Genomic DNA, 18,829 nt, shown 5'->3' with positions numbered 1-18,829 from the left:
CTGGCACCGCGCCTCCAGTCCGCCTCCTGGAGCGTCAGCTCCCCAGCTTGGACAGCTCCTCGAACTCCTCGTCGGTGAGCTCGACCGTCGCACCCTGGAGGTTGTCCTCCAGGTGGGCGACACTCGACGTCCCCGGGATCGGCAGCATGACCGGCGACCGCTTGAGCAGCCAGGCCAGCGCGAGCTGGGCGGGCGTCGCGCCCTTCCGGTCGGCGATCTCGGTGAGCGGGGAGTCCGCACCCGTGAGCCCGCCCGTCGCGAGCGGGAACCACGGGATGAACCCGATGCCCTGCTCCTCCGACCAGTCGAGGAGTTCCTCGGCGTCGCGCTTCTGCAGGTTGTAGAGGTTCTGCACCGTGACGATCGTCGCGATCTCCTGCGCCGCCTTGACCTCGTCGACGGACACCTCGGACAGGCCGATGTGGCGGATCTTGCCCTCGTCCTGCAGCTGCTTCAGCTCGCCGACCTGGTCCTCCAGCGGGACCTTCGGGTCGATCCGGTGCAGCTGGAACAGGTCGATGCGCTCGAGGCCGAGACGGCGGAGGCTCATCTCCGCCTCCTGCCGCAGGTACTCGGGACGCCCGACTGGCGGCCAGACGTTCGGGCCGGTGCGGGTCAGTCCCGCCTTCGTCGCGATGACGACGTCGTCGCCGTAGGGGTGCAGTGCCTCGCGGAGGAGCTCCTCGGCGACGTAGGGGCCGTAGCTGTCGGCGGTGTCGAAGAAGTCGACGCCGAGTTCGACGGCGCGCTTGAGCACCCGGACAGCCTCGTCGTGGTCCTTCGGCGGTCCCCAGACGCCGGGCCCGGTGAGCTGCATCGTGCCGTAACCGAGGCGGTGGACCTCGAGGTCCCCACCGATGCGGAAGGTGCCGGAAGCGGCAGCCGGACGGTTCGTGGTGTCGGTACCAGTGGTCATGTCCCCGGTCTACGCCCGGCGCGTCAGCGGTCCCTGGAACGGTGTCCCCCACGCGCTGCCCGGATCGTGTCCCCGGCCGCTGTCAGATCGGCTTCGTATGCTCCTCGGGTGCCCTTCCGTTCCCCACGACGGAGTCCCGGCCGCTCGCTCGTCATCGGTGTCGTCGGGGTCGTGCTGTTCGCCGGGATCGTCGTCCTCGTCCTCCCCGCCGTGCTCGGTGTCCTCGGCACCGCGGGGTCGGTCGTCGGATCGCTCCTGCCCTGGCTCGCGGTCCTGCTGATCCCCGTCGCGGTGATCGCACTCGGCACCCGGTCGAAGCGGCTCGCCCTGCTGTCGGTCGCGTTCGTGGCGGCGTGGGCGTTCGCGATCCTGCCCGGGGTGCTCGTGCCGGCGGCGTCCGGGCCGGCGCAGCTGTCCATCGTCACCGAGAACGTCGAGGCGGCGAACACGGACCCCGCGGCGACCGCGCGGTCGATCGCGTCCCGGAAGCCGGACGTCATCGCACTCGAGGAACTCACCGCCGACTCCGGCACCGCGGTCTCGGGTGTGCTCGACGAGCGGTACCCGCACCACTACCGCGTCGGTTCCATCGGCGTGTGGAGCCGCACCGCACTCAGCGACGGGGAACCCATGACGCTCGGCCTGGGCTGGGCACGTGCGCTCCGGGTCACCGTCGACACCGAGCTGGGCGACGTCCGGCTGTACGTCGTGCACATGGACTCGCTCCGCCTCGGCGGTGAGGACGGCCGGCCGACGATGCTGACCGCGCTCGCGACGGCGGTCCGGGCCGACGGCGCCGCACGCCTGGTGGTCGCCGGTGACTTCAACGGCGGCTCGAAGGACCCGAAGATGCTGCCCCTCACCGGGATGCTCGACGAGGGTGGCGGCTTCCGGTTCACCTGGCCGGCACAGCTGCCGGTCGTGCGGATCGACCACGTGTTCGTGCGCGGGCTCGACACCACGTCGACGGAGGTCCTCCCGGCGAACGGGAGCGACCACCGGGGGCTCGAGGTCGGGGTCCGGGCGCGCTAGCGCTGGCGCTTCGCGTTCGCGTTCGCGGTGGCGCTTCGCGTTCGCGCTGGCGCTTCGCGTCAGCGCTCGCGCCGCGGGTAGGGGGTCTCGCCTCGCTCCAGGCCGCCGACGAGCTTCGTCAGCCGGTTCGTCCGAGCCGTGGCACTCGGCGCCGTGACGATCCTGTGCACCACCGCGTACCGGTTCGTGGCGTCGAGTTCGGCGAACAGCGCTGCCGCGGCGGGAGACGCGTCGAGCGCCGCCCGCAGGTCCTCCGGCACGGCGGCGGTCGCAGCGCCCGCGTACGCGCGATCCCACCGGCCGTCGCCCTTCGCGCGGTCGATCTCCGACCGGCCCCGATCGCGCATCCGTCCCTCGGCGATCAGGGTCGCGACGAGGCCGATGTTCCGCTGCGACCACAGGGAGGCCTTCCGACGCGGGGTGAACCGCTGCCGGAAGGTCGCCTCGTCCCGCCCGCGCTTCTGCCCGTCGATCCACCCGGAGCAGAGCGCCTCGTCGAGCGCCTGGTCGTAGCTCAGGGTCGTCGGCTCCGTGGTGCCCTTCTTCGCGAGGACGAGCCACACCCCGTCCGGTTCGTCCTCGTGGTCGTCGAGCCAGGCGCGCCACGCTGCGGCGTCCGGCAGTACGAGGTCCTCGGCGTCCATGCGGTCATCGTAGGGCGACCCGCGCTCCGCGGCGGTGGTTGCGGCGGCGGCGGCGGTGGTGGCGGTGGCGGCGGCGGCGGTGGCGGAGGTGAGATCGCACTTTCGCGGCCGGGCTGTCCCGTGCTCGGTGGTGAGATCGCACTTTCGCGGCCGACCAGCGCGCCGGTCGCCGCCGAAGTGCGATCTCACCCCGGCGCCACCCCGGCCACCCGGCGCCACCCCGGCGTCACCCCGGCGCACCCCGGCCACCCGGCGCTCCCCTCACACCCAGTGCGGCTGCGCCAGCACCCCCGTCGGGTCCGCCTGCTCCGCGATGCGGTGCAGCCGCGAGGCGTTCACGTCGAAGTAGTCCGCCGGGTCCGTGATCGCCGCGTCGCAGTAGTTCGCGTACGCCGCGTCACCCCAGGCCGGCCGCATCGCCTTCCGGAACCCCCGCACGTACGCGTCGAACGGCGCCGGGTCCGCACCGTCCGCGAAGACCGCGGTGTACTGCACGGTCATCAGGGCATCCCGCCACGGGAACGCTGAGTCGGTCCGGCCGACCTCCGACACGGCACCGCCGAGGGCGTCGAGGGCGACGCCGCCCTCCCGGTTGCCGGACACGTCGCCCGCCGCCGCTGCGTGCTGCACGAGGGTGTCGATCTGCGCGTCGGTCAGCTTCGCGGTCCCGATCGACGACGTGGCCGCCTGGGACACCCGCTGCGGCTTCCCGGCGAGTGCCGACATCGCCGCGCCGTACGTCAGCTGCTGTGCGGTGTGCGCGAGCGGCTTCGCACCTGTCGCGCGGATGAAACCGTCGACGGTGGTGTCCGCGCCGGTCTTCGAACCGGTCCAGACGCCGGTCACGGTGACGGTGGGGGCCGTGTGCCGAGTGCCGTTCAGCAACTTGAGCGTTGACCACAACTGCTTGTCCGCGGTGGGCGCCCAGTCCTGCCAGGCACGCACGACGGCAGCGGCGGCCGACCACGCGAAGGTGATGCGGAAGAGGAGGACGGGAGGCGCGGTCTGCGTCCGGTAGGTCAGCGCGGTCACGACGCCGACCGTTCCACCACCGCCGCCCCGGCAGGCCCAGAACAGGTCCGGTTCGGCGGTCGCGGAGATCTCGTGCACGGTGCCGTCCGGCGTGACGAGGGTCACGCCGGTCAGTTGGTCGCAGGTGAGGCCGAAGGAGCGTACGAGCACTCCGACGCCGCCGCCGAGCGTGAGGCCGCCGATGCCGACCGTCGGGCAGGACCCCGCGCCGATCGCCCGTCCGGCCTTCGCGAGGGTGGCGTACACGTCGCCGAGTTGCGCGCCCGGGCCGATCGCCACCGTGCCGTCGTCGTGCAGCTCGACCTGGTCGAGGTCCTGCGTGCTGATCACCAGCGAGCGCGGGACGTCGGTGCCGCTCGCACCGCCGGCGGACCAGCCCGTGTACGAGTGGCCGCCCGCTCGGAGCGCCACGGGGGTGCGCGTGTTGCGGGCGAAGGCCAGCCCGGCCTGCACATCCGCCGTCCCCGTGGCGCGGAGGATCCCCTGCGGGTCGGCGTCGTCGTACCGGGGGTTCTCGACGAGCCGTGCGGTGTTCCACCCGTTCGACCCGGAGCGGAGCAGCCGACCGGAGACGGCGGCGGCCAGGGCATCCCACGAGTCCGGGCCGCCGGGCGTCGGGCTGGCCGTCCGGGTACCGGTCGGGCTCGGGGTCGTCGTCGTGGTCGCGGACGGCGATGGCGACGGCGACGGACCCGGCCGTGAGCACGCTGCCAGGACCCCGGCGATCCCGAGTCCCACTCCCCCGGCGAGCAGCACGCGCCGGGTGGTCGCGGGGGTCCGGTGGTCGGAATCTGGTTCGGTCACCCGACCTGTCTACGCCGCCTGGGGCGCCCCGCCGTCCGTCGGGCGGGTGAGATCCGCTGGCCGACCGGCCACGTTCCGCCGACGGACGCGGATGGTCGTTCCGACCCAGCAGCCCCCTGCACCGGCGACGAGGCCGAGGACGAGGGCTCCGGCCCACTGATCCGGGGAGCCGGCCGTCTCCGCCGCGACGGTCGCCCCGGCGACGAGGGCACCGACCGAGACGACGACCGCGATCAGCGGGTTCGTGAGGAGCTTGGTCATGGACGGGAACCTAGCGACGACGCCCGCATCCGTCAACATCTGGAATACTGGCTGTGCCCCTGCCCTCACTCGGTCGTGCTGCTGATCCGCGTCGCTCCGGCCCAATCGTGCACCCACTCCGGCAACGTCAGGTCGTGGTCCGCGCTGCCCGCCGCCTCGAGCAGCTCCGACGGCGTCACCGTCCCGCCGGCCCTCCGCAAGAAGCGCGCCTGCACGACGGCACGCGCGACCACGGTTCCGCGCCGGACGAACGTCTGCTCCAGGTACGCGGCCCGGTCGTCCAACCCGAGCACCCGCGTCACGAGTTCGAAGCGCTGCCCGAGCGTCAGCGACCGCTTGTAGGTGATCGTCTGCGCGGACACGACCGGGTACCACCCGCGCTCGGCGATCTCGCCCCAGAAGCCCGACCGCAGCATGAGGTCGAGCCGGCCGAGGTCGAGCATCGACAGGTACTTCCCGTTGTTGACGTGCCGCAGCGGGTCGAGGTCGGTCAGGGTCACGCGGAACGGGGTACGGACCTCGTCCCAGAGCGACGGACGACGCCCGCCGATCGCTGGGCGGAGCCGGGTGCGCAACTGCAGTAGGAACAGTCGGAAGTACAGGTTCACGCCCTGATCACACCAGCACCGGGCGACACCGGTGGGAGACCTTGGAGGATCCGCACCAACCTGACCGCAGTCTGACCGGCACGGTCAGTGCCTCCCTCCAACCGAGGACACCGGAGTAGACCTGCACGCATGCAGACACGCAAGCTCGCAGACCTCGAGGTCGGCCCGATCGGCCTCGGCACCATGGGCATGAGCGCCTTCTACACGGGCGCCGGCACCGACGACGACGAGTCGATCCGCACCATCCACCGCGCGATCGACCTCGGCGTCACCCTGTTCGACACCGCCGAGGCGTACGGCCCCTACACGAACGAGGACCTGCTGCGGCGGGCACTCGAGGGCCGTCGCGACGACGTCGTCATCGCGACGAAGTTCGGCCTCATCACCCACCAGCCCGGCGAGACGTCGCCGAGCACCGAGCGCGGCATCTCGAGCGCTCCCGAGTCCGTCCGGGAGGCGCTCGAGGGATCGCTCCGCCGGCTCGGCACCGACCACATCGACCTCTACTACCAGCACCGCGTCGACCCGGCGGTACCGATCGAGGACATCGTCGGCCAGCTCGCCGGCTTCGTCCAGGAGGGCAAGATCCGCCACATCGGACTCTCCGAGGCGAGCGCCGCGACGATCCGGAAGGCCCATGCCGTCCACCCGATCACGGCGCTCCAGAGCGAGTACTCGCTCTGGACGCGTGACCCCGAGGGCGAGGTGCTCGACACCCTCCGCGAACTCGGCATCGGCCTGGTGCCGTACTCGCCGCTCGGCCGCGGGTTCCTGACCGGTGCGATCACGAAGCCGTCCGACCTCGACTCCGACGACTTCCGCCTGGCGAACCCGCGTTTCCAGCAGGAGGCGTTCGCGCAGAACATGCGCATCGTCGACGCCGTGCGGGAGATCGCCACCGAGGTCGGCGGGACCCCGGCGCAGGTGTCGCTCGCGTGGCTGCTGGCCCAGGGCGACGACGTCGTCCCGATCCCCGGCACGAAGCGGGTCTCCCGCCTCGAGGAGAACGTCGGTGCCGCGGAACTCACCCTCACCGACGACCAGATCGCCCGCTTGTCGGCGCTGCCCGTCCCGACGGGCGACCGGTACCCGGACATGTCGACCATCGGTCGCTGACGCGACAACCCCCGGCCCGGAGGCGCGGTGCCGGCTGGCACCGCGCCTCCAGGCCGTCCGGGGGTGCGTTTCGGGCGTCGGCCGGGTGATCGACGCGACCCACGCCCGTCATCCCGGGGAAACACGGGCTGCATAGCGTCCGGAGGACAGGGAATCCACCGACCGCGAGGGGCAGCGCCATGACGACCACGAAGACACCGCGCACGACACCGACCGAGGACGGCGTCGACACCGTCCCACCGCTCGCGCGACTGCTGCCGCTCGGGCTGCAGCACGTCCTCGCGATGTACGCGGGCGCGATCGCCGTCCCGCTCATCGTCGGCGGGGCGCTGGGCTTCGGCAGTGCGGACCTGGCGTTCCTCATCAGCGCCGACCTGTTCGTCGCCGGACTCGCCACGATCGTGCAGTCCGTCGGGTTCTGGCGCTTCGGCGTCCGGCTGCCGCTCGTGCAGGGCGTCACGTTCGCCGCCGTCGGCCCGATGATCGCGATCGGCACGCAGCACGGGATCACCGCGGTCTACGGCGCGACGATCGCCTGCGGCGTGTTCATGGTGGTGGTCGCGCCGTGGTTCGCGCAACTCGTCCGGCTGTTCCCGCCGATCGTCACCGGCACCGTGATCCTCATCATCGGGCTGTCCCTCATGAGCGTCGCCGCGGGCTGGGTCACCGACGGCGGGAAGGACGGCGCCGCGGACCCGCTCGACGTGGCGTTCGCCGCCGGGGTGCTGCTCGCCATCGTCCTGGTGGAACGGTTCGCGCCGCGCGGTCTCGCCCGCGTCTCCGTGCTGGCCGGGCTGCTCCTCGGCACGGTCGTCGCGCTCGTCGTGCCCGGCATGGTCGACGGGTCGGGGATCGGGGAGGCGTCCTGGTTCGCGTTCGTGACGCCGTTCCACTTCGGGCTGCCGACGTTCGACATCGCCTCGATCGTGTCGATGCTCGTCGTCGGCCTCGTGATCATGACCGAGACGACCGGCGACATGATCGCGGTCGGCGAGGTCACCGGTCGACCGGTCTCGAAGCGCACGCTCGCCGACGGTCTCCGCGCGGACGGGCTCGGCACCGTCGTGGGCGGCGTGTTCAACACGTTCCCGTACACGGCGTTCGCGCAGAACGTCGGGCTCGTGGCGCTGACGGGCGTGCGCTCCCGGTACGTGGCGACGGCGGCCGGCGGCATCCTCGTGGTGCTCGGTCTGGTGCCGAAGGTCGCCGCGGTGGTCGAGGCGATCCCACACGCGGTCCTCGGCGGTGCCGGCATCGCCCTGTTCGGCATGGTCGCGGCGAGTGGCATCCGGACCCTGTCGAAAGTGCGGTTCGACAACCGGAACGTGCTCGTCGTGGCGCTCCCGCTCGGCATCGCGCTGCTGCCCACCGTCGCGCCGTCGATCTACGGGCAGTTCCCGACCTGGTTCACGCTGGTCTTCGACTCGGGGATCTCGGCCGGGGCCGTCGCGGCGATCCTGCTCAACCTGCTGCTCGGGTCGCGGTCGGTCGCACAGCGGTACGGCGAGGACCCGGCGGTCGGCTCGTACGACGGGGTGCGGTCCACGGCGCCGATCGCGCTCCCGCACGCGCAGGCTCCGCGGGAGGACCTGGCGCGCGAGGAGCGAGCCCGCGCTTCCGACCCCGCCTGAGCGCCCGGCCGCAGCCCCCGGCGAGTCGAACGGGCGAAATATCCGCGTAGGAGCATCGGCGCACCCGGTTATTTCGCCCGCTCGACCGTGCCGCCCCCCGCGCTCGCCCGGTCTGGGGACGTCTGAGCGCCGGGCCGCAGTCTTCCGCGAAGTCGAACGGGCGAAACATCCGGGTAGGGGCATCAGCGCACCCGGGTATTTCGCCCGCTCGGCGGGGCGGGCGGGGACGCATGCCGGCGCGGGCATGCGTCCGGCGACAGCGCCAACCCCGGCCAGCGGCCCCGCGCGCGTCAGACGAACGCGGGGAGGTGCTCCCACGCCTGCGGCGCCTCGACGGCCCCGTCACGCACGACGGTCCCCTCGATGAGCCCGTAGGGACGATCGGCCGCGATGAACACCTCGTTGTCGTTCGTCATGCCGAACGGCGACAGGTCCACGACGAAGTGGTGCTTGTTCGGCATCGCGAAGCGCACCTCGGCGAGCTCGGGTCGCAGCGTGATCGCCGCGCGCCCCATCTCCCACAGGGTCTGCTGCAACGCCAGGGAGTGCACGGTCGCGAACTGCTCGAGCATCACCCGGACGACGTCCTCGTACAGCCCGTCGTAGTCGATGCCCTCCTCGACGGCGGCGGGCAGGTAGCGCCAGCGCGCGGTGACCTCGGTCGCCATGATCCGGTCCGTGGTCTCCGGCAGGGTGGTGAACCGCGACCGCGGGAACCCGTGGAACTCGGACCCGGTCGACTTGAGCACGACGAGGTCCTGCACGCCGCCGGTGACGTGCCGCTCCCCGCCCTCGACGTGGACGGTCGCGAGTCGCGTGCCCGAACCGGTCCGGCGGAACGAGTGGGCGTGCGGCTCCCCGTCGACCTCGATGCGCTCCCACGGGTGCACCTCGGCCTGCCAGAGCCCGCCCTCGACCCAGTCGAACTCGGACGTGAACTGGTCGGCGAGCAGCGCGAGGAACTCCTCCGGGGCGCCCACGCCATGCTCCTTCGCGAGCGCGAACACCGTGTTCTTCTGGGTGTCCGTGGCCACGATCCGGGAGTTGTCCCCCGCGGTGAACGACCCGGCGAACGCCTGCCCGATGAGCTGCGAGGTGACGGTGAGGTCGGCGATCTCGTGCCGGTCCCCGTGGCGGGTCACCCGGACGAGACGGTTCTCGGCCTTCCCGTACTTGTTCGGTCCCAGGTGGACGGAGACGTCTGGCATCGGATCAACTCCCTCGGTAGGTGCTGTAGGCGAACGGGCTGAGGAGCAGCGGCACGTGCAGGTGCTCGGTCCCGGTGACGGTGAACGCGACGACGACGAACGGGTGGAACGCGGGGACGCCGGCGGCCCGGTGGTGCGCGCCCGTGTCGAAGCGGAGCAGCAGGTCGCCCCGCGGCAGGACGTCCGGACCGAGGGCGGCGCGGCCGTCGGTACCGGTCGTGCCGGTGGCGAGGACCTCGCCGTCGACGGTGCTCAGCACGAGGGCGATCCCCGCGGCGGGCGTGCCGGTGGTGGCGTCGAGCACGTGCGTGGTCAGCTGCGGCACGCCGAACGTCGCGCGGATGCGGTGGAGGGCGATGTCGGCGAGGGCAGCGATCGCCTCGGCCGTCTCGGCGTCCGGATCGGTGCCGAGCCGCCGTCGGAGTTCGGCGAGGAGCTCCTCGGGCGTCCGCCCGGCAGCACGCACGAGGAACACCCGACCGAACCGGCGCTCGTACTCCGCGTTGCCCGTGGCGATGGCCGCCGAGACGTCGTCGGCCGCGGCCCGCATCGACGACTGCTCACGCGCGGACGATGCATCCGCGGTCCGCTCCCCGATCCGCGGATGGTGTGCGAGCGCGGCGTCGAGGTCCGCAGCGTCCCACGCACCCGCGAGCGTGCGGGCACGGTCGAGCAGCGCGCCGACCGACGCGTACGGACGCGCTGCGACGAGCGCGTCGACCCACGGCACGACGTCGGCCCACCCCCGCACGGTGGCGGCGGCATCGGTGGCGGTCGCGTCGTCGAGGTCGCCGAGGTCCATCCCGTCACGCTATGGAACGTTCGTTTCACCCGCGTTTCGAGGCGGTTTCCCTCGGAACGCGACCCACGGCCCTGAAACGGTCGCCGCTGTCGGACTGGAGGCGCGGTGCGGGGCCGCCCCGCGCCTCCAGTCCGTCAGTCACTCGGGTCCGCACCCCGCACGCGCGTCCCTCGGGACGGGACCGCTCAGATCTCGGCGGCGAAGGACGCGGCACGGAGCTGCAGGTCCTCGATCCGCTGGAGGCGGGCGCCCTCGACGTCGTAGCCCTCGTACGCCGGCGGCGGGAGCTTCCGGACGTTGCGCGAGCACTCGAAGTCCTGGCAGACGAGCGTTCCGACGGTGTTCCCGTTCCGCCCCGCCTTGCCGGACCGCTTCGCGCTGTAGAACACGACGTCGTTCGGCAGCTTCACGTCCTGGCACCACGAGCACTGCGCCCGGGAGCGCGGTGAGGCCTCGGCCTGCCGGAACAGGATGCCGACGACCTCGCCCTCCAGGGTCGGCACGACGGCGTACGCGCGACGGCCGATCTTCGGGTCGCGCCACCCGAGGAAGTCGAGGGCGTCCCAGTCGACGGTCTCGAAACCGGCGGGCAGGGTGAGGTCGGACGTCTCCTTGCGGGAGGCGTTGACGAAGGACGTGCGGAGGGTCTTCTCGCTGATGGGCAGCATGGTGTGTGTGCTTTCGGTTCGTGCCCGGGGCGCAGGGGATGCGCCGCACCGGGCGGAGTCAGGGTTCGATGACGGCGGCCGCACCGAACGGTGCGACCGGGGGCATCACGCCCTGATGTCGGCGATACGGGCGCCGACCACCTCCTGGTAGCTCACGCGGCCAGCCTACGACGACGTGTCAAGCGGGCAGGGCGGTGACGAGCACGAGCGAGCCCTCGTAGGACGGCCGGACCCGCAGCGCACCGTGTCGGCGGTCCCACTCGCCCGACTCGATCGCCGTCCGGAGGGCGGCGACGGAGCGCCTGGCGGTCATCTCGTCGACGGCGGCCCACGCCGGGTCCGCCTGCCGGGCTGCTGCGTCGAGGAGCCGCTCGGGTCGCGCGTAGTACGCCTCGGAGAACCCGTCGACGCACGTGAAGGGGATCGGCAGCGGGGTGCTCGTGACGGTGTCCCCGCCGAGCGCGTCGGCGATCCGGGACAGCGCGGGCCAGCGCCGTGCCTCGGCGGCCGTGACCTCGGGGGCGTACTCGGCGAGCCAGGAGTCCCCGACGCGGTCGGGGTCGAACGTCAGCGCGACGATCGGACCGCGGGTGACCCGGCGTACCTCGGCCAGCCCGTGCTCGAGGTCGTCCCACCGGTCGAGCGCGAAGGTCGTCAGCGCGGCGTCGAACCCGGCGTCGAACGCGGCGTCGGCGTCCGGCTGGTCGGCGAACGCGGCGGCGTCGATCGTGGTGACCTCGCGGCCGGTCGGCGCGTAGGAGACGGCACTCGACCCGACGTCCAGGACCGTCCGGGCATCACCGAGGGCCGCGGCGACGGCTCGGGCGAACGCAGGCTCGGTGCGGCGGTACTTCTCGGGGTCCGGAGCGGACACGGGTCAGTCGACGGACTCGGACTGGCGCTCGGCGTCGGACCGGCGGCGCTCGGCGTCGTGCTCGGCTTGCTCCTGCTCGGCCCGCTCGGTGGCAGCCCACGAGCCGAGGAGTGACAGGGACCGCTCGGACTCGCTGCCCGGCTCGGCCGAGTACGTGAACATCACGAGGCCCGGGTCGGCGACGAGTTCGAGCGCCTCGTAGTCGAGGCGCAGCTCGCCGACGATCGGGTGCATGATCCGCTTCTTGCCGGTGCGGTGCATGCGGACGTCGTGCGCGGCCCACCAGGTGCGGAACTCCTCGCTGCGGGTGGAGAGCTCCCCGACGAGGGTCACAAGGCCGGGCTCGCACGGGTTCGACACCGCGGCCGCGCGGAGGATCGCGACCGAGTCCCGTGCCGTCTGCGCCCAGTCCGGGAAGAACTCCTTCGCGGCCGGGTCGAGGAAGGTGAAGCGTGCGGTGTTCACGGGACGCCCGGGGCCGGCGAACATCGGCGAGTACAGGGCGTGGCCGAGCTCGTTCGTGGCGACGACGTCACCGCGCTCGTTCCGGACCCAGGCGGGCGCTCCGGTGATCGCGTCGAGCAGCCGCTGCACGCCGGGACGGACCCGGGTCGGGACGTTGCGGTGCATCACCTTCACGCCGGAGTTCGCGAGCCGCGCGAGGTCCCAGAGGTGCACGCGCTCGTCCTCGTCGAGCTGCAGGGCACTCGCGAGCCCGTCGAGCACGCCGTCGGAGACACCCTTGAGCGAGCCCCGCTCGAGCCGCGTGTAGTAGTCGACGCTGACACCGGCGAGCATGGCGACCTCGTGCCGTCGGAGCCCCGGCACCCGCCGGACCCCACCGCCGAACGAGGGCATGCCGACCTGCTCGGGGGTGAGCCGCGCCCGCCTCGAGGACAGGAAGTCGCGGATCTCGTTGCGCACGTCGATACCCATGGGACGAGCGTACGTCCCCTCCGGGTCGCAGGCAGGCCCTGCCCGTACCCGGGTGGGCCCTAGGCGGTGAGGGAACGCCCGATGCGCGCTTCGAGCCAGGCCTTCGGGTCGATCGGCGTGACGCCGTCCATGAGCACCTCGAGGTGCAGGTGCGCACCCGTCGAGACCCCGGAGGAGCCGACCTTGCCGATGAACTCGCCGGCCTCGACGGTGTCGCCGACCTTGAGCGGGGACGAGCCCGGGATCATGTGCCCGTAGAGCGTCGAGACCTCGCGGCCGTCGACCATGTGGTCGATGACGACCGCGGTGCCGTACGAGAAGTACGTGCCCGAGACGCGCACGGTTCCCGCGGCGACGGCGCCGATCGGTGCGCCCATGCCGGGGTTGAAGTCGAGGCCCTGGTGCAGCGACGAGCACGCCCCGCACGGAGCCGAGCGGTAGCCGAAGCCCGAGCTCATCCGGACCGGCCCGGGGAACGGCGACCGGATCTCGCCGCCGTACGACACGGCCGTACCGGGAGCACCGGCCGCCCCGCCGCCGACGGTGAACTCGTCGCGGTCGAGGGCACTGGCCGAGATGGCCTGGGTGACCGCGTAGTCCTGGGTGCGGACGGTGGGCGCGAGGGTCGAGGTCGCCATCGACGTGCCGGCGCTCGCGTGTGCGGGCATCGCGGAGGCGGCGAACATCGCGAGTGCGGCGAGGGCGCTCGTCAGCGTGATCCTGGTGGCGCGCTGTGGTCCGGTCACGCGCTTCGGCCTGGAGGCACGTGGTGCGTCAGTCGTGCGGCTCACCGTCGCCGCGGGCCGGCTGACGACCCGCTGCTGCGGCACCGCTGGCCTCGCCGGCTGGCGTGCCGGCTTCGCAACCTGCCGTGCTGGCTTCGCGACCTGCCGTGCTGGCTTCGCGACCTGCCGTGCCGGCTTCGCCGGCCTGCGGGCGGCGGCGCGCTCGGCCTCGAGGGCTGCGCGACGGGACAGGTGCACCACCGGGGTCCCCGGGTGCTGGTCGGTTTCGCGTGGTGTCGTCATGGCCGCCCACCATTCTGCACGACTCTGTCGCTTTGTACAGGTCGTTTCGTGATCTCACCGTTACCGAACGCGCTGCGAGGGTCCTGACCGGACCGGCGGTTCCGCCCGCCCGACCCCGGTGCTCGGTAGTGTCGCCGATGAGCGAGCGGAAAGGACCCTGGACATGGCCCGAGCGCCCCGTGACCGGCACGAACCCATCGACCTGCGGGTCGCCGACGTCGTGCTCGCCGGCACCCAGGACCTCCTGCCGGTGTTGCGCGCGGCGGCCGTCCGGGCCGGTGTGGACGCCTCGAGGATGCGGGTGGTCGGCGCCGACGACCTGCCGGATCCGGGGGAGACCGGGCACGCCGAACTCGCCGTGATCGCGATCCGGCGGCGGGGCGACGACCCCGCCTTCCACCGGGCGCAGGAGACCGCGGAGACGATCGAGCCGCTGCTCGCGCCGAACGCGGTGCAGATCGTGGTGACGGTCTCCGGGTTGACCCGTCTCGCGCCGAAGGTCGAGCGGACGCTGACCTCGGAGGTGCTGCACCAGATCAGTGCGGCGTCGGCGCCGTCCGGGTTCGAGCGGCCCTTCCGGAGCTTCCGGATGCGGCTCGGGGTCGCCGGGCTGCGTGCCGCCGGGGTGCGCGTCTTCCGGGTGTCGATCGGCCACTGACCCGATCGGGCACTGACCCGATCGGCCACTGACTCGATCGGCGACGACCCGATCAGCGGGCCGGCGCACCCCGGAGCTCGAGCGCGATCTGCTCGGCGTCGAGGTTCTGCAGCATCGACTCGAGCACCTCGGCGTCGAACGTCCCGTCGTCGCGGGCGTCGAGGATCGCCGCGCGCTGCGCCTCGAGCACGGCCAGCCGCCGGGTCTTCTCGCGTCCCATCCACGCCCGGAGCTCCGCGGGGTCGGCCGCCCGCAGTTCCTGCTGCGTCCGGGGGCCGTCGTCGTCGTGCGCGTCGGGGATCTGCTCCGCCGCCGTCCGCATGAGCTCGAGCAGCCGCTGACGTTCCTCGAGGTCCTTCTCGGCGCTGTCCGTCACCGGAGCTGCGATGCGCCGGACGAGCGGCCCGATCGTGCTGCCCTGGACGACGAGCGAGAGGAGCGCCACCGCGAACGCGATGAACACCAGGAGGGAACGCTGCGGGGTGAGGTCCTCGGGGAGGGTCTGCGCCGCGGCCACGGTCACGGCGCCGCGCATCCCCGCCCAGACGACCGTGGCGCCCTCCCGCCAGCCGAGCGGTGCCTTCGTGAAGTACGCGATGTCCGCCAGGGTCCGTCGCACACGCGTCGTGAACCGGTCGAGTTCCCGCTCGGAGGGCGCACGGTTGCCGGGTCGGTGCTCGCGGATGACCTCGCTCATGGCGTCACGGTCGCCGGCGTGCATCTCCTCGAAGCGGGACTGCATGCGTTCGCCGCGCTTGGCGCTCCCCGACAGCGCGAGCAGGAGCGGCACGACGTACGCCGCCCGCACGAGCACCGTGAGCACGAGGGCCCCGACGGCGATGAGGAGCGCGGGCCCGACGCCGGAGTGCGCCCGCTGCACGTCGCCGAGGATCCCCGCGAGCTGGTAGCCCATCGTCAGGAACACCGCTCCCTCGAGCACGAGCTCGATCGTCTGCCAGTTCTGCGCGTCCGAGAGCCGGTGCCCGGGCGGGAGCCTCCGCGGTCCGACGATCCCGGTGAACAGCCCGGCGACGACGGCCGCGACGAGCCCGGACCCGTGCAGCAGCTCGGTCGGGACGGCGGCGATGAACGGCACAGCGAAGGAGAGCGCCGTGTTGACGGCGGCGTTCGGCACCCGGGCGCGGACGAACACGTTCACCCATCCGACGAACCAGCCGATGACGACGGCGATGGCGACGGCCCTCGCGAAGTCGCCGAGCGCGCCCCAGAACGAGAACGAGGCGGCAGCCGCGGCGATGGCCGTGCGCAGGAGCACGAGCGCGGTGGCGTCGTTGAGGAGCGACTCCCCGTCGAGGATCGAGATCGCCCGGCGCGACACCGAGGTCTGCTTCACGATCGAGGTCGCGACGGCGTCGGTCGGGCTGACGATCGCGCCGAGGGCGATGCCCCACCAGAACCCGAGGCCCGGCACCACCCAGGCGAAGAAGAGTCCGAGCACGAGGCTCGACGCGATGACGAGCAGGACCGACAGCCCGCTGATGGCGCCGAACTCGCGCCGGAAGTTCATCGACGGCATCGACACGGCCGACGAGTACAGCAGCGGCGGCAGGACCCCGGCGAGGATCCACTCGGGTTCGATCTCGGCCGTCGGGATCCACGGCACCAGGCTGGCGACGATCCCGACCGCGACGAGCACGAGCGGAGCCGCGACGCCGATCCGCGGACCGAGCACGGCGGCGCCGGCGATGGCGATGACGGCGATGACGCCGACGACGAGGAGTTCGGTCACCCGCCCAGCGTGGCACCGATCCGGCGGTCAGTCCCCGTCGGGTTCCCCGGTGTGGATCGCGGAGGCGCTGACGCCGTGGTGTGGAGGAGCGACGTGCGCGACCACCGCCACGCTGCCGACGGCGAGCACGAGGGCGAGCGCACCGCCGGTGACCGCCGTCCCGATCCGCCGCAGGGGCGATCCCGACCCGCGGCCCCGCGGCGCCGACCGGGCGGATCCCTGGCGCGGTGACGGCCCGACCAGCCACGGCCCGGAGCCGTCCTCGTCGTACGAGAACGGGCCGGACCCGTCGGGTGCGTACCGGTGCGGTCCACTGCCGTCCACGGCGTAGGCGGAACGGAGGTCCTCCGCGGACCAGCCGAAGTCCTCCGGCGTCTGACGTGTGCGCATGGTGCGCTCCTCTCCTGGCCGACCGCGGCCCTGGTGCCGCGGGAGTCCATTGCAGGTGACGTTCCTATGTGACGTCAGTGCGCCTCCAGGAAGACAGCCGGGTGTCTGCTGCGCGCAGGACGCACCATGTATCTTGATGTCGAGACATCCCGCGGCGCGAGTAGCGTGGATGTACCGACGGTCGAACAAGGGAGTACCCGCCAGCATGGCCAAGATCATCTACACCCTCACGGACGAGGCGCCGTTCCTCGCCACCCACTCCTTCCTCCCGGTCATCCAGGCCTTCGCCGGCACCGCGGGTGTCGACGTCGAGACCCGCGACATCTCGCTCTCCAGCCGGATCATCGCCCAGTTCCCGGAGCGGCTCACCGCCGAGCAGCGCCTGGACGACGCCCTCGCCGAGCTCGGTGAGCTGGCGAAGTCCCCCGAGGCGAACATCATCAAGCTGCCGAACATCTCGGCGTCGATCCCGCAGCTCAAGGCCGCGATCAAGGAACTCCAGTCGCAGGGCTACGACCTGCCCGACTACCCGGACGAGCCCAAGACGGACGAGGAGCGCGACGCCCGCGCCCGTTACTCCCGCACGATGGGCAGCGCCGTGAACCCCGTCCTCCGCGAGGGCAACTCCGACCGCCGCGCCCCGCTCTCGGTGAAGAACTACGCCCGCAAGCACCCGCACCGCATGGGCGCGTGGAGCTCCGACTCGAAGACGAACGTCGTGACCATGGGGGTCGACGACTTCCGCTCGAACGAGCAGTCCTGGATCGCCCCCGCCGACGACGTCCTCACCATCGAGTTCGTCGGAACCGACGGCGCGACCACGGTCCTCAAGCAGTCGATCCCCGTCCTCGCGGGCGAGGTCGTCGACGGCACCGTGCTGCACGTCGCCGCGCTCGAGGCCTTCCTGAAGGAGCAGATCCAGCGCGCCGCCGAGCTGGACGTCCTGTTCTCCGTGCACCTCAAGGCCACGATGATGAAGGTCTCCGACCCGATCATCTTCGGCCACGTCATCCGCGCCTTCTTCCCGAGCGTCTTCGAGCGCTTCGGGGACGACCTGGTCGCCGCCGGCCTCAACCCGAACGACGGTCTCGGCTCGATCCTCGCCGGCCTCGACGCCGTGCCGAACGGTGCGGAGATTAAGCAGGCCTTCGCGGACGGCATCGACGCCGGCCCCGAGCTCGCCATGGTCGACTCGGACAAGGGCATCACGAACCTGCACGTCCCGAGCGACGTCATCGTCGACGCGTCCATGCCGGCGATGATCCGCACCTCCGGGCACATGTGGGGCCCGGACGGCGACGAGCACGACACCCTCGCGGTCATCCCGGACTCCAGCTACGCCGGCATCTACCAGGCCGTCATCGAGGACTGCCGCGCGAACGGCGCGTTCGACCCGGCCACGATGGGCTCGGTGCCGAACGTCGGCCTGATGGCGCAGAAGGCCGAGGAGTACGGCTCGCACGACAAGACGTTCGAGGTCCCCGCCGCCGGCAAGGTCCGCGTCACCACGGCCTCCGGCGAGACGGTCATCGAGCACGACGTCGAGCCCGGCGACATCTGGCGCGCCTGCCAGACCAAGGACGTCGCCATCCGCGACTGGGTGAAGCTCGCCGTCACGCGTGCCCGTGCGTCCGGCTCGCCCGCGGTGTTCTGGCTCGACGAGACCCGTGCGCACGACGCGAACCTCATCGGCCTGGTGCGCGAGTACCTCGGCGAGCACGACACCGAGGGCCTCGAGATCGAGATCCACTCCCCCGAGGACGCGATGCGCTACTCGCTCGAGCGCATCCGCCGCGGCGAGGACACCATCTCGGTCACGGGCAACGTCCTCCGCGACTACCTCACCGACCTGTTCCCGATCATGGAGCTCGGCACCTCGGCGAAGATGCTCTCCGTCGTCCCGCTCCTCGGCGGCGGCGGCCTGTTCGAGACCGGTGCCGGCGGTTCGGCGCCGAAGCACGTGCAGCAGCTCGTGCAGCAGAACTACCTGCGCTGGGACAGCCTCGGCGAGTTCCTCGCGCTCGCGGTCAGCCTCGAGCACCTCGCCGGTGTCACCGGTAACGCGCGCGCCCGCATCCTCGGCGAGACGCTGGACCGTGCGACCGGCACGTTCCTCGAGCAGGACAAGTCGCCCGGCCGGAAGCTCGGCTCGATCGACAACCGTGGCAGCCACTTCTTCCTGGCGAAGTACTGGGCGGAAGAGCTGGCGGCGCAGACCGAGGACACCGAGCTCGCAGCGGCGTTCGCGGAGATCGCGGGAGCGCTCGGCACCGAGGAGCAGACGATCGTCGACGAGCTGGTCGCGGTGCAGGGACACCCGGCGGACATCGGCGGCTACTACCGCCCGGACGACGCGAAGACGAGCGCCGTGATGCGCCCGTCCGCCACGTTGAACGCGGTGCTCGCCGCGCTCTAGACGCACCCACAGGCGGACGGGAGGCGCGGTGCCAGCTGGCACCGCGCCTCCCGTC

Annotated in this window: 18 protein-coding genes and 1 pseudogene; 5 read left to right on the top strand and 14 right to left on the bottom strand. The window is 72.2% G+C overall.

Translation table 11 applies throughout. The features are described 5' to 3' along the window. Positions 1-34: 34 nt before the first annotated feature. Positions 35-916, bottom strand: a complete 882-nt coding sequence (locus DEJ28_RS17710; protein WP_111114498.1) for an aldo/keto reductase — start codon at positions 914-916, stop codon at positions 35-37. 108 nt (positions 917-1,024) lie between these two features. Between DEJ28_RS17710 and DEJ28_RS17705 the strand changes: the two genes are divergently transcribed. After that, entirely contained in the window at positions 1,025-1,948 is a 924-nt protein-coding gene (locus DEJ28_RS17705; RefSeq protein ID WP_181433611.1) for an endonuclease/exonuclease/phosphatase family protein, read from the top strand. A 59-nt stretch (positions 1,949-2,007) separates the two neighbouring features. Here DEJ28_RS17705 and DEJ28_RS17700 read toward each other — a convergent pair whose 3' ends face one another. From DEJ28_RS17700 to DEJ28_RS17685, 4 genes are all read right to left on the bottom strand, one after another. Then, positions 2,008-2,592, bottom strand: a complete 585-nt coding sequence (locus DEJ28_RS17700) for a YdeI/OmpD-associated family protein (protein ID WP_111114497.1) — start codon at positions 2,590-2,592, stop codon at positions 2,008-2,010. Between the two features lie 261 nt (positions 2,593-2,853). Further along, positions 2,854-4,428, bottom strand: a complete 1,575-nt coding sequence (locus DEJ28_RS17695) for an FAD-binding oxidoreductase (protein ID WP_111114496.1) — start codon at positions 4,426-4,428, stop codon at positions 2,854-2,856. Between the two features lie 9 nt (positions 4,429-4,437). Next, positions 4,438-4,689 (bottom strand): hypothetical protein, encoded by a 252-nt coding sequence (locus DEJ28_RS17690; RefSeq protein ID WP_111114495.1) that lies wholly within the window; start codon positions 4,687-4,689, stop codon positions 4,438-4,440. 65 nt (positions 4,690-4,754) lie between these two features. After that, positions 4,755-5,297, bottom strand: coding sequence for an acyl-CoA thioesterase (locus tag DEJ28_RS17685; RefSeq protein ID WP_111114494.1), 543 nt, complete (start codon positions 5,295-5,297; stop codon positions 4,755-4,757). A 129-nt stretch (positions 5,298-5,426) separates the two neighbouring features. Between DEJ28_RS17685 and DEJ28_RS17680 the strand changes: the two genes are divergently transcribed. Then, on the top strand, positions 5,427-6,413 hold the full coding sequence (locus DEJ28_RS17680) for an aldo/keto reductase (protein ID WP_111114493.1): 987 nt from the start codon (positions 5,427-5,429) through the stop codon (positions 6,411-6,413). 179 nt (positions 6,414-6,592) lie between these two features. Then, a complete protein-coding gene (locus tag DEJ28_RS17675; protein WP_258367917.1) occupies positions 6,593-8,044 on the top strand; it encodes a nucleobase:cation symporter-2 family protein in 1,452 nt (483 codons plus the stop codon). A gap of 290 nt (positions 8,045-8,334) precedes the next feature. On the opposite strand, the gene pucL is transcribed toward DEJ28_RS17675, so the two are convergent. The 7 genes and pseudogenes from pucL to DEJ28_RS17640 form a co-directional block, all read right to left on the bottom strand. After that, complete coding sequence (pucL, locus tag DEJ28_RS17670; RefSeq protein ID WP_111114492.1) at positions 8,335-9,252, bottom strand: factor-independent urate hydroxylase; 918 nt, start codon at positions 9,250-9,252, stop codon at positions 8,335-8,337. 4 nt (positions 9,253-9,256) lie between these two features. Further along, the gene (gene uraH / locus DEJ28_RS17665; RefSeq protein WP_111114598.1) at positions 9,257-9,577 is read right to left on the bottom strand and encodes a hydroxyisourate hydrolase; all 321 of its coding nucleotides are present in this window, start codon (positions 9,575-9,577) and stop codon (positions 9,257-9,259) included. A gap of 18 nt (positions 9,578-9,595) precedes the next feature. Continuing rightward, positions 9,596-10,054 (bottom strand): annotated as a pseudogene (locus tag DEJ28_RS17660) (2-oxo-4-hydroxy-4-carboxy-5-ureidoimidazoline decarboxylase); the annotation flags it as partial. Between the two features lie 185 nt (positions 10,055-10,239). After that, positions 10,240-10,722: an FBP domain-containing protein gene (locus tag DEJ28_RS17655; protein WP_111114491.1), complete on the bottom strand. Its 483-nt coding sequence runs from the start codon at positions 10,720-10,722 to the stop codon at positions 10,240-10,242. Between the two features lie 178 nt (positions 10,723-10,900). After that, positions 10,901-11,596 (bottom strand): SAM-dependent methyltransferase, encoded by a 696-nt coding sequence (locus DEJ28_RS17650; RefSeq protein WP_111114490.1) that lies wholly within the window; start codon positions 11,594-11,596, stop codon positions 10,901-10,903. A gap of 3 nt (positions 11,597-11,599) precedes the next feature. Then, the gene (locus DEJ28_RS17645) at positions 11,600-12,532 is read right to left on the bottom strand and encodes a helix-turn-helix transcriptional regulator (RefSeq protein WP_111114489.1); all 933 of its coding nucleotides are present in this window, start codon (positions 12,530-12,532) and stop codon (positions 11,600-11,602) included. Between the two features lie 59 nt (positions 12,533-12,591). After that, complete coding sequence (locus DEJ28_RS17640) at positions 12,592-13,560, bottom strand: M23 family metallopeptidase (protein WP_146248798.1); 969 nt, start codon at positions 13,558-13,560, stop codon at positions 12,592-12,594. 163 nt (positions 13,561-13,723) lie between these two features. On the opposite strand from DEJ28_RS17640, the gene DEJ28_RS17635 reads away from it, so the two are divergent. Beyond that, positions 13,724-14,218 carry a hypothetical protein gene (locus tag DEJ28_RS17635; RefSeq protein WP_111114487.1) on the top strand — a complete coding sequence of 165 codons (495 nt, stop codon included), beginning with the start codon at positions 13,724-13,726 and terminating at the stop codon, positions 14,216-14,218. Positions 14,219-14,270: 52 nt separating this feature from the next. On the opposite strand, the gene DEJ28_RS17630 is transcribed toward DEJ28_RS17635, so the two are convergent. Together DEJ28_RS17630 and DEJ28_RS17625 are read right to left on the bottom strand one after the other, a co-directional pair. Then, positions 14,271-15,968 (bottom strand): cation:proton antiporter, encoded by a 1,698-nt coding sequence (locus tag DEJ28_RS17630; protein ID WP_111114486.1) that lies wholly within the window; start codon positions 15,966-15,968, stop codon positions 14,271-14,273. A gap of 27 nt (positions 15,969-15,995) precedes the next feature. After that, entirely contained in the window at positions 15,996-16,358 is a 363-nt protein-coding gene (locus tag DEJ28_RS17625) for a hypothetical protein (RefSeq protein ID WP_111114485.1), read from the bottom strand. A gap of 205 nt (positions 16,359-16,563) precedes the next feature. Here DEJ28_RS17625 and DEJ28_RS17620 point away from each other — a divergent pair, with 205 nt between their 5' ends. Next, complete coding sequence (locus DEJ28_RS17620; protein WP_284180760.1) at positions 16,564-18,774, top strand: NADP-dependent isocitrate dehydrogenase; 2,211 nt, start codon at positions 16,564-16,566, stop codon at positions 18,772-18,774. The last annotated feature ends 55 nt before the right edge of the window (positions 18,775-18,829 follow it).

Origin of the sequence: Curtobacterium sp. MCPF17_002 (genome assembly GCF_003234115.2) — a bacterium.
GTDB lineage: Bacteria > Actinomycetota > Actinomycetes > Actinomycetales > Microbacteriaceae > Curtobacterium.
Note: the sequence above shows the minus strand (reverse complement) of the source record. Positions and strands in the feature narration are given on the sequence as shown.

Excerpts from the sequence above, each read along its gene's own strand:
- DEJ28_RS17625 (WP_111114485.1), bottom strand. The coding sequence starts at position 16,358 with ATGCGCACACGTCAGACGCCGGAGGACTTCGGCTGGTCCGCGGAGGAC.
- DEJ28_RS17710 (WP_111114498.1), bottom strand. The coding sequence starts at position 916 with ATGACCACTGGTACCGACACCACGAACCGTCCGGCTGCCGCTTCCGGC.
- DEJ28_RS17690 (WP_111114495.1), bottom strand. The coding sequence starts at position 4,689 with ATGACCAAGCTCCTCACGAACCCGCTGATCGCGGTCGTCGTCTCGGTC.
- DEJ28_RS17620 (WP_284180760.1), top strand. The coding sequence starts at position 16,564 with ATGGCCAAGATCATCTACACCCTCACGGACGAGGCGCCGTTCCTCGCC.
- DEJ28_RS17635 (WP_111114487.1), top strand. The coding sequence starts at position 13,724 with ATGGCCCGAGCGCCCCGTGACCGGCACGAACCCATCGACCTGCGGGTC.
- DEJ28_RS17675 (WP_258367917.1), top strand. The coding sequence starts at position 6,593 with ATGACGACCACGAAGACACCGCGCACGACACCGACCGAGGACGGCGTC.
- DEJ28_RS17640 (WP_146248798.1), bottom strand. The coding sequence starts at position 13,560 with ATGACGACACCACGCGAAACCGACCAGCACCCGGGGACCCCGGTGGTG.
- pucL (WP_111114492.1), bottom strand. The coding sequence starts at position 9,252 with ATGCCAGACGTCTCCGTCCACCTGGGACCGAACAAGTACGGGAAGGCC.
- DEJ28_RS17655 (WP_111114491.1), bottom strand. The coding sequence starts at position 10,722 with ATGCTGCCCATCAGCGAGAAGACCCTCCGCACGTCCTTCGTCAACGCC.
- DEJ28_RS17645 (WP_111114489.1), bottom strand. The coding sequence starts at position 12,532 with ATGGGTATCGACGTGCGCAACGAGATCCGCGACTTCCTGTCCTCGAGG.
- DEJ28_RS17680 (WP_111114493.1), top strand. The coding sequence starts at position 5,427 with ATGCAGACACGCAAGCTCGCAGACCTCGAGGTCGGCCCGATCGGCCTC.
- DEJ28_RS17700 (WP_111114497.1), bottom strand. The coding sequence starts at position 2,592 with ATGGACGCCGAGGACCTCGTACTGCCGGACGCCGCAGCGTGGCGCGCC.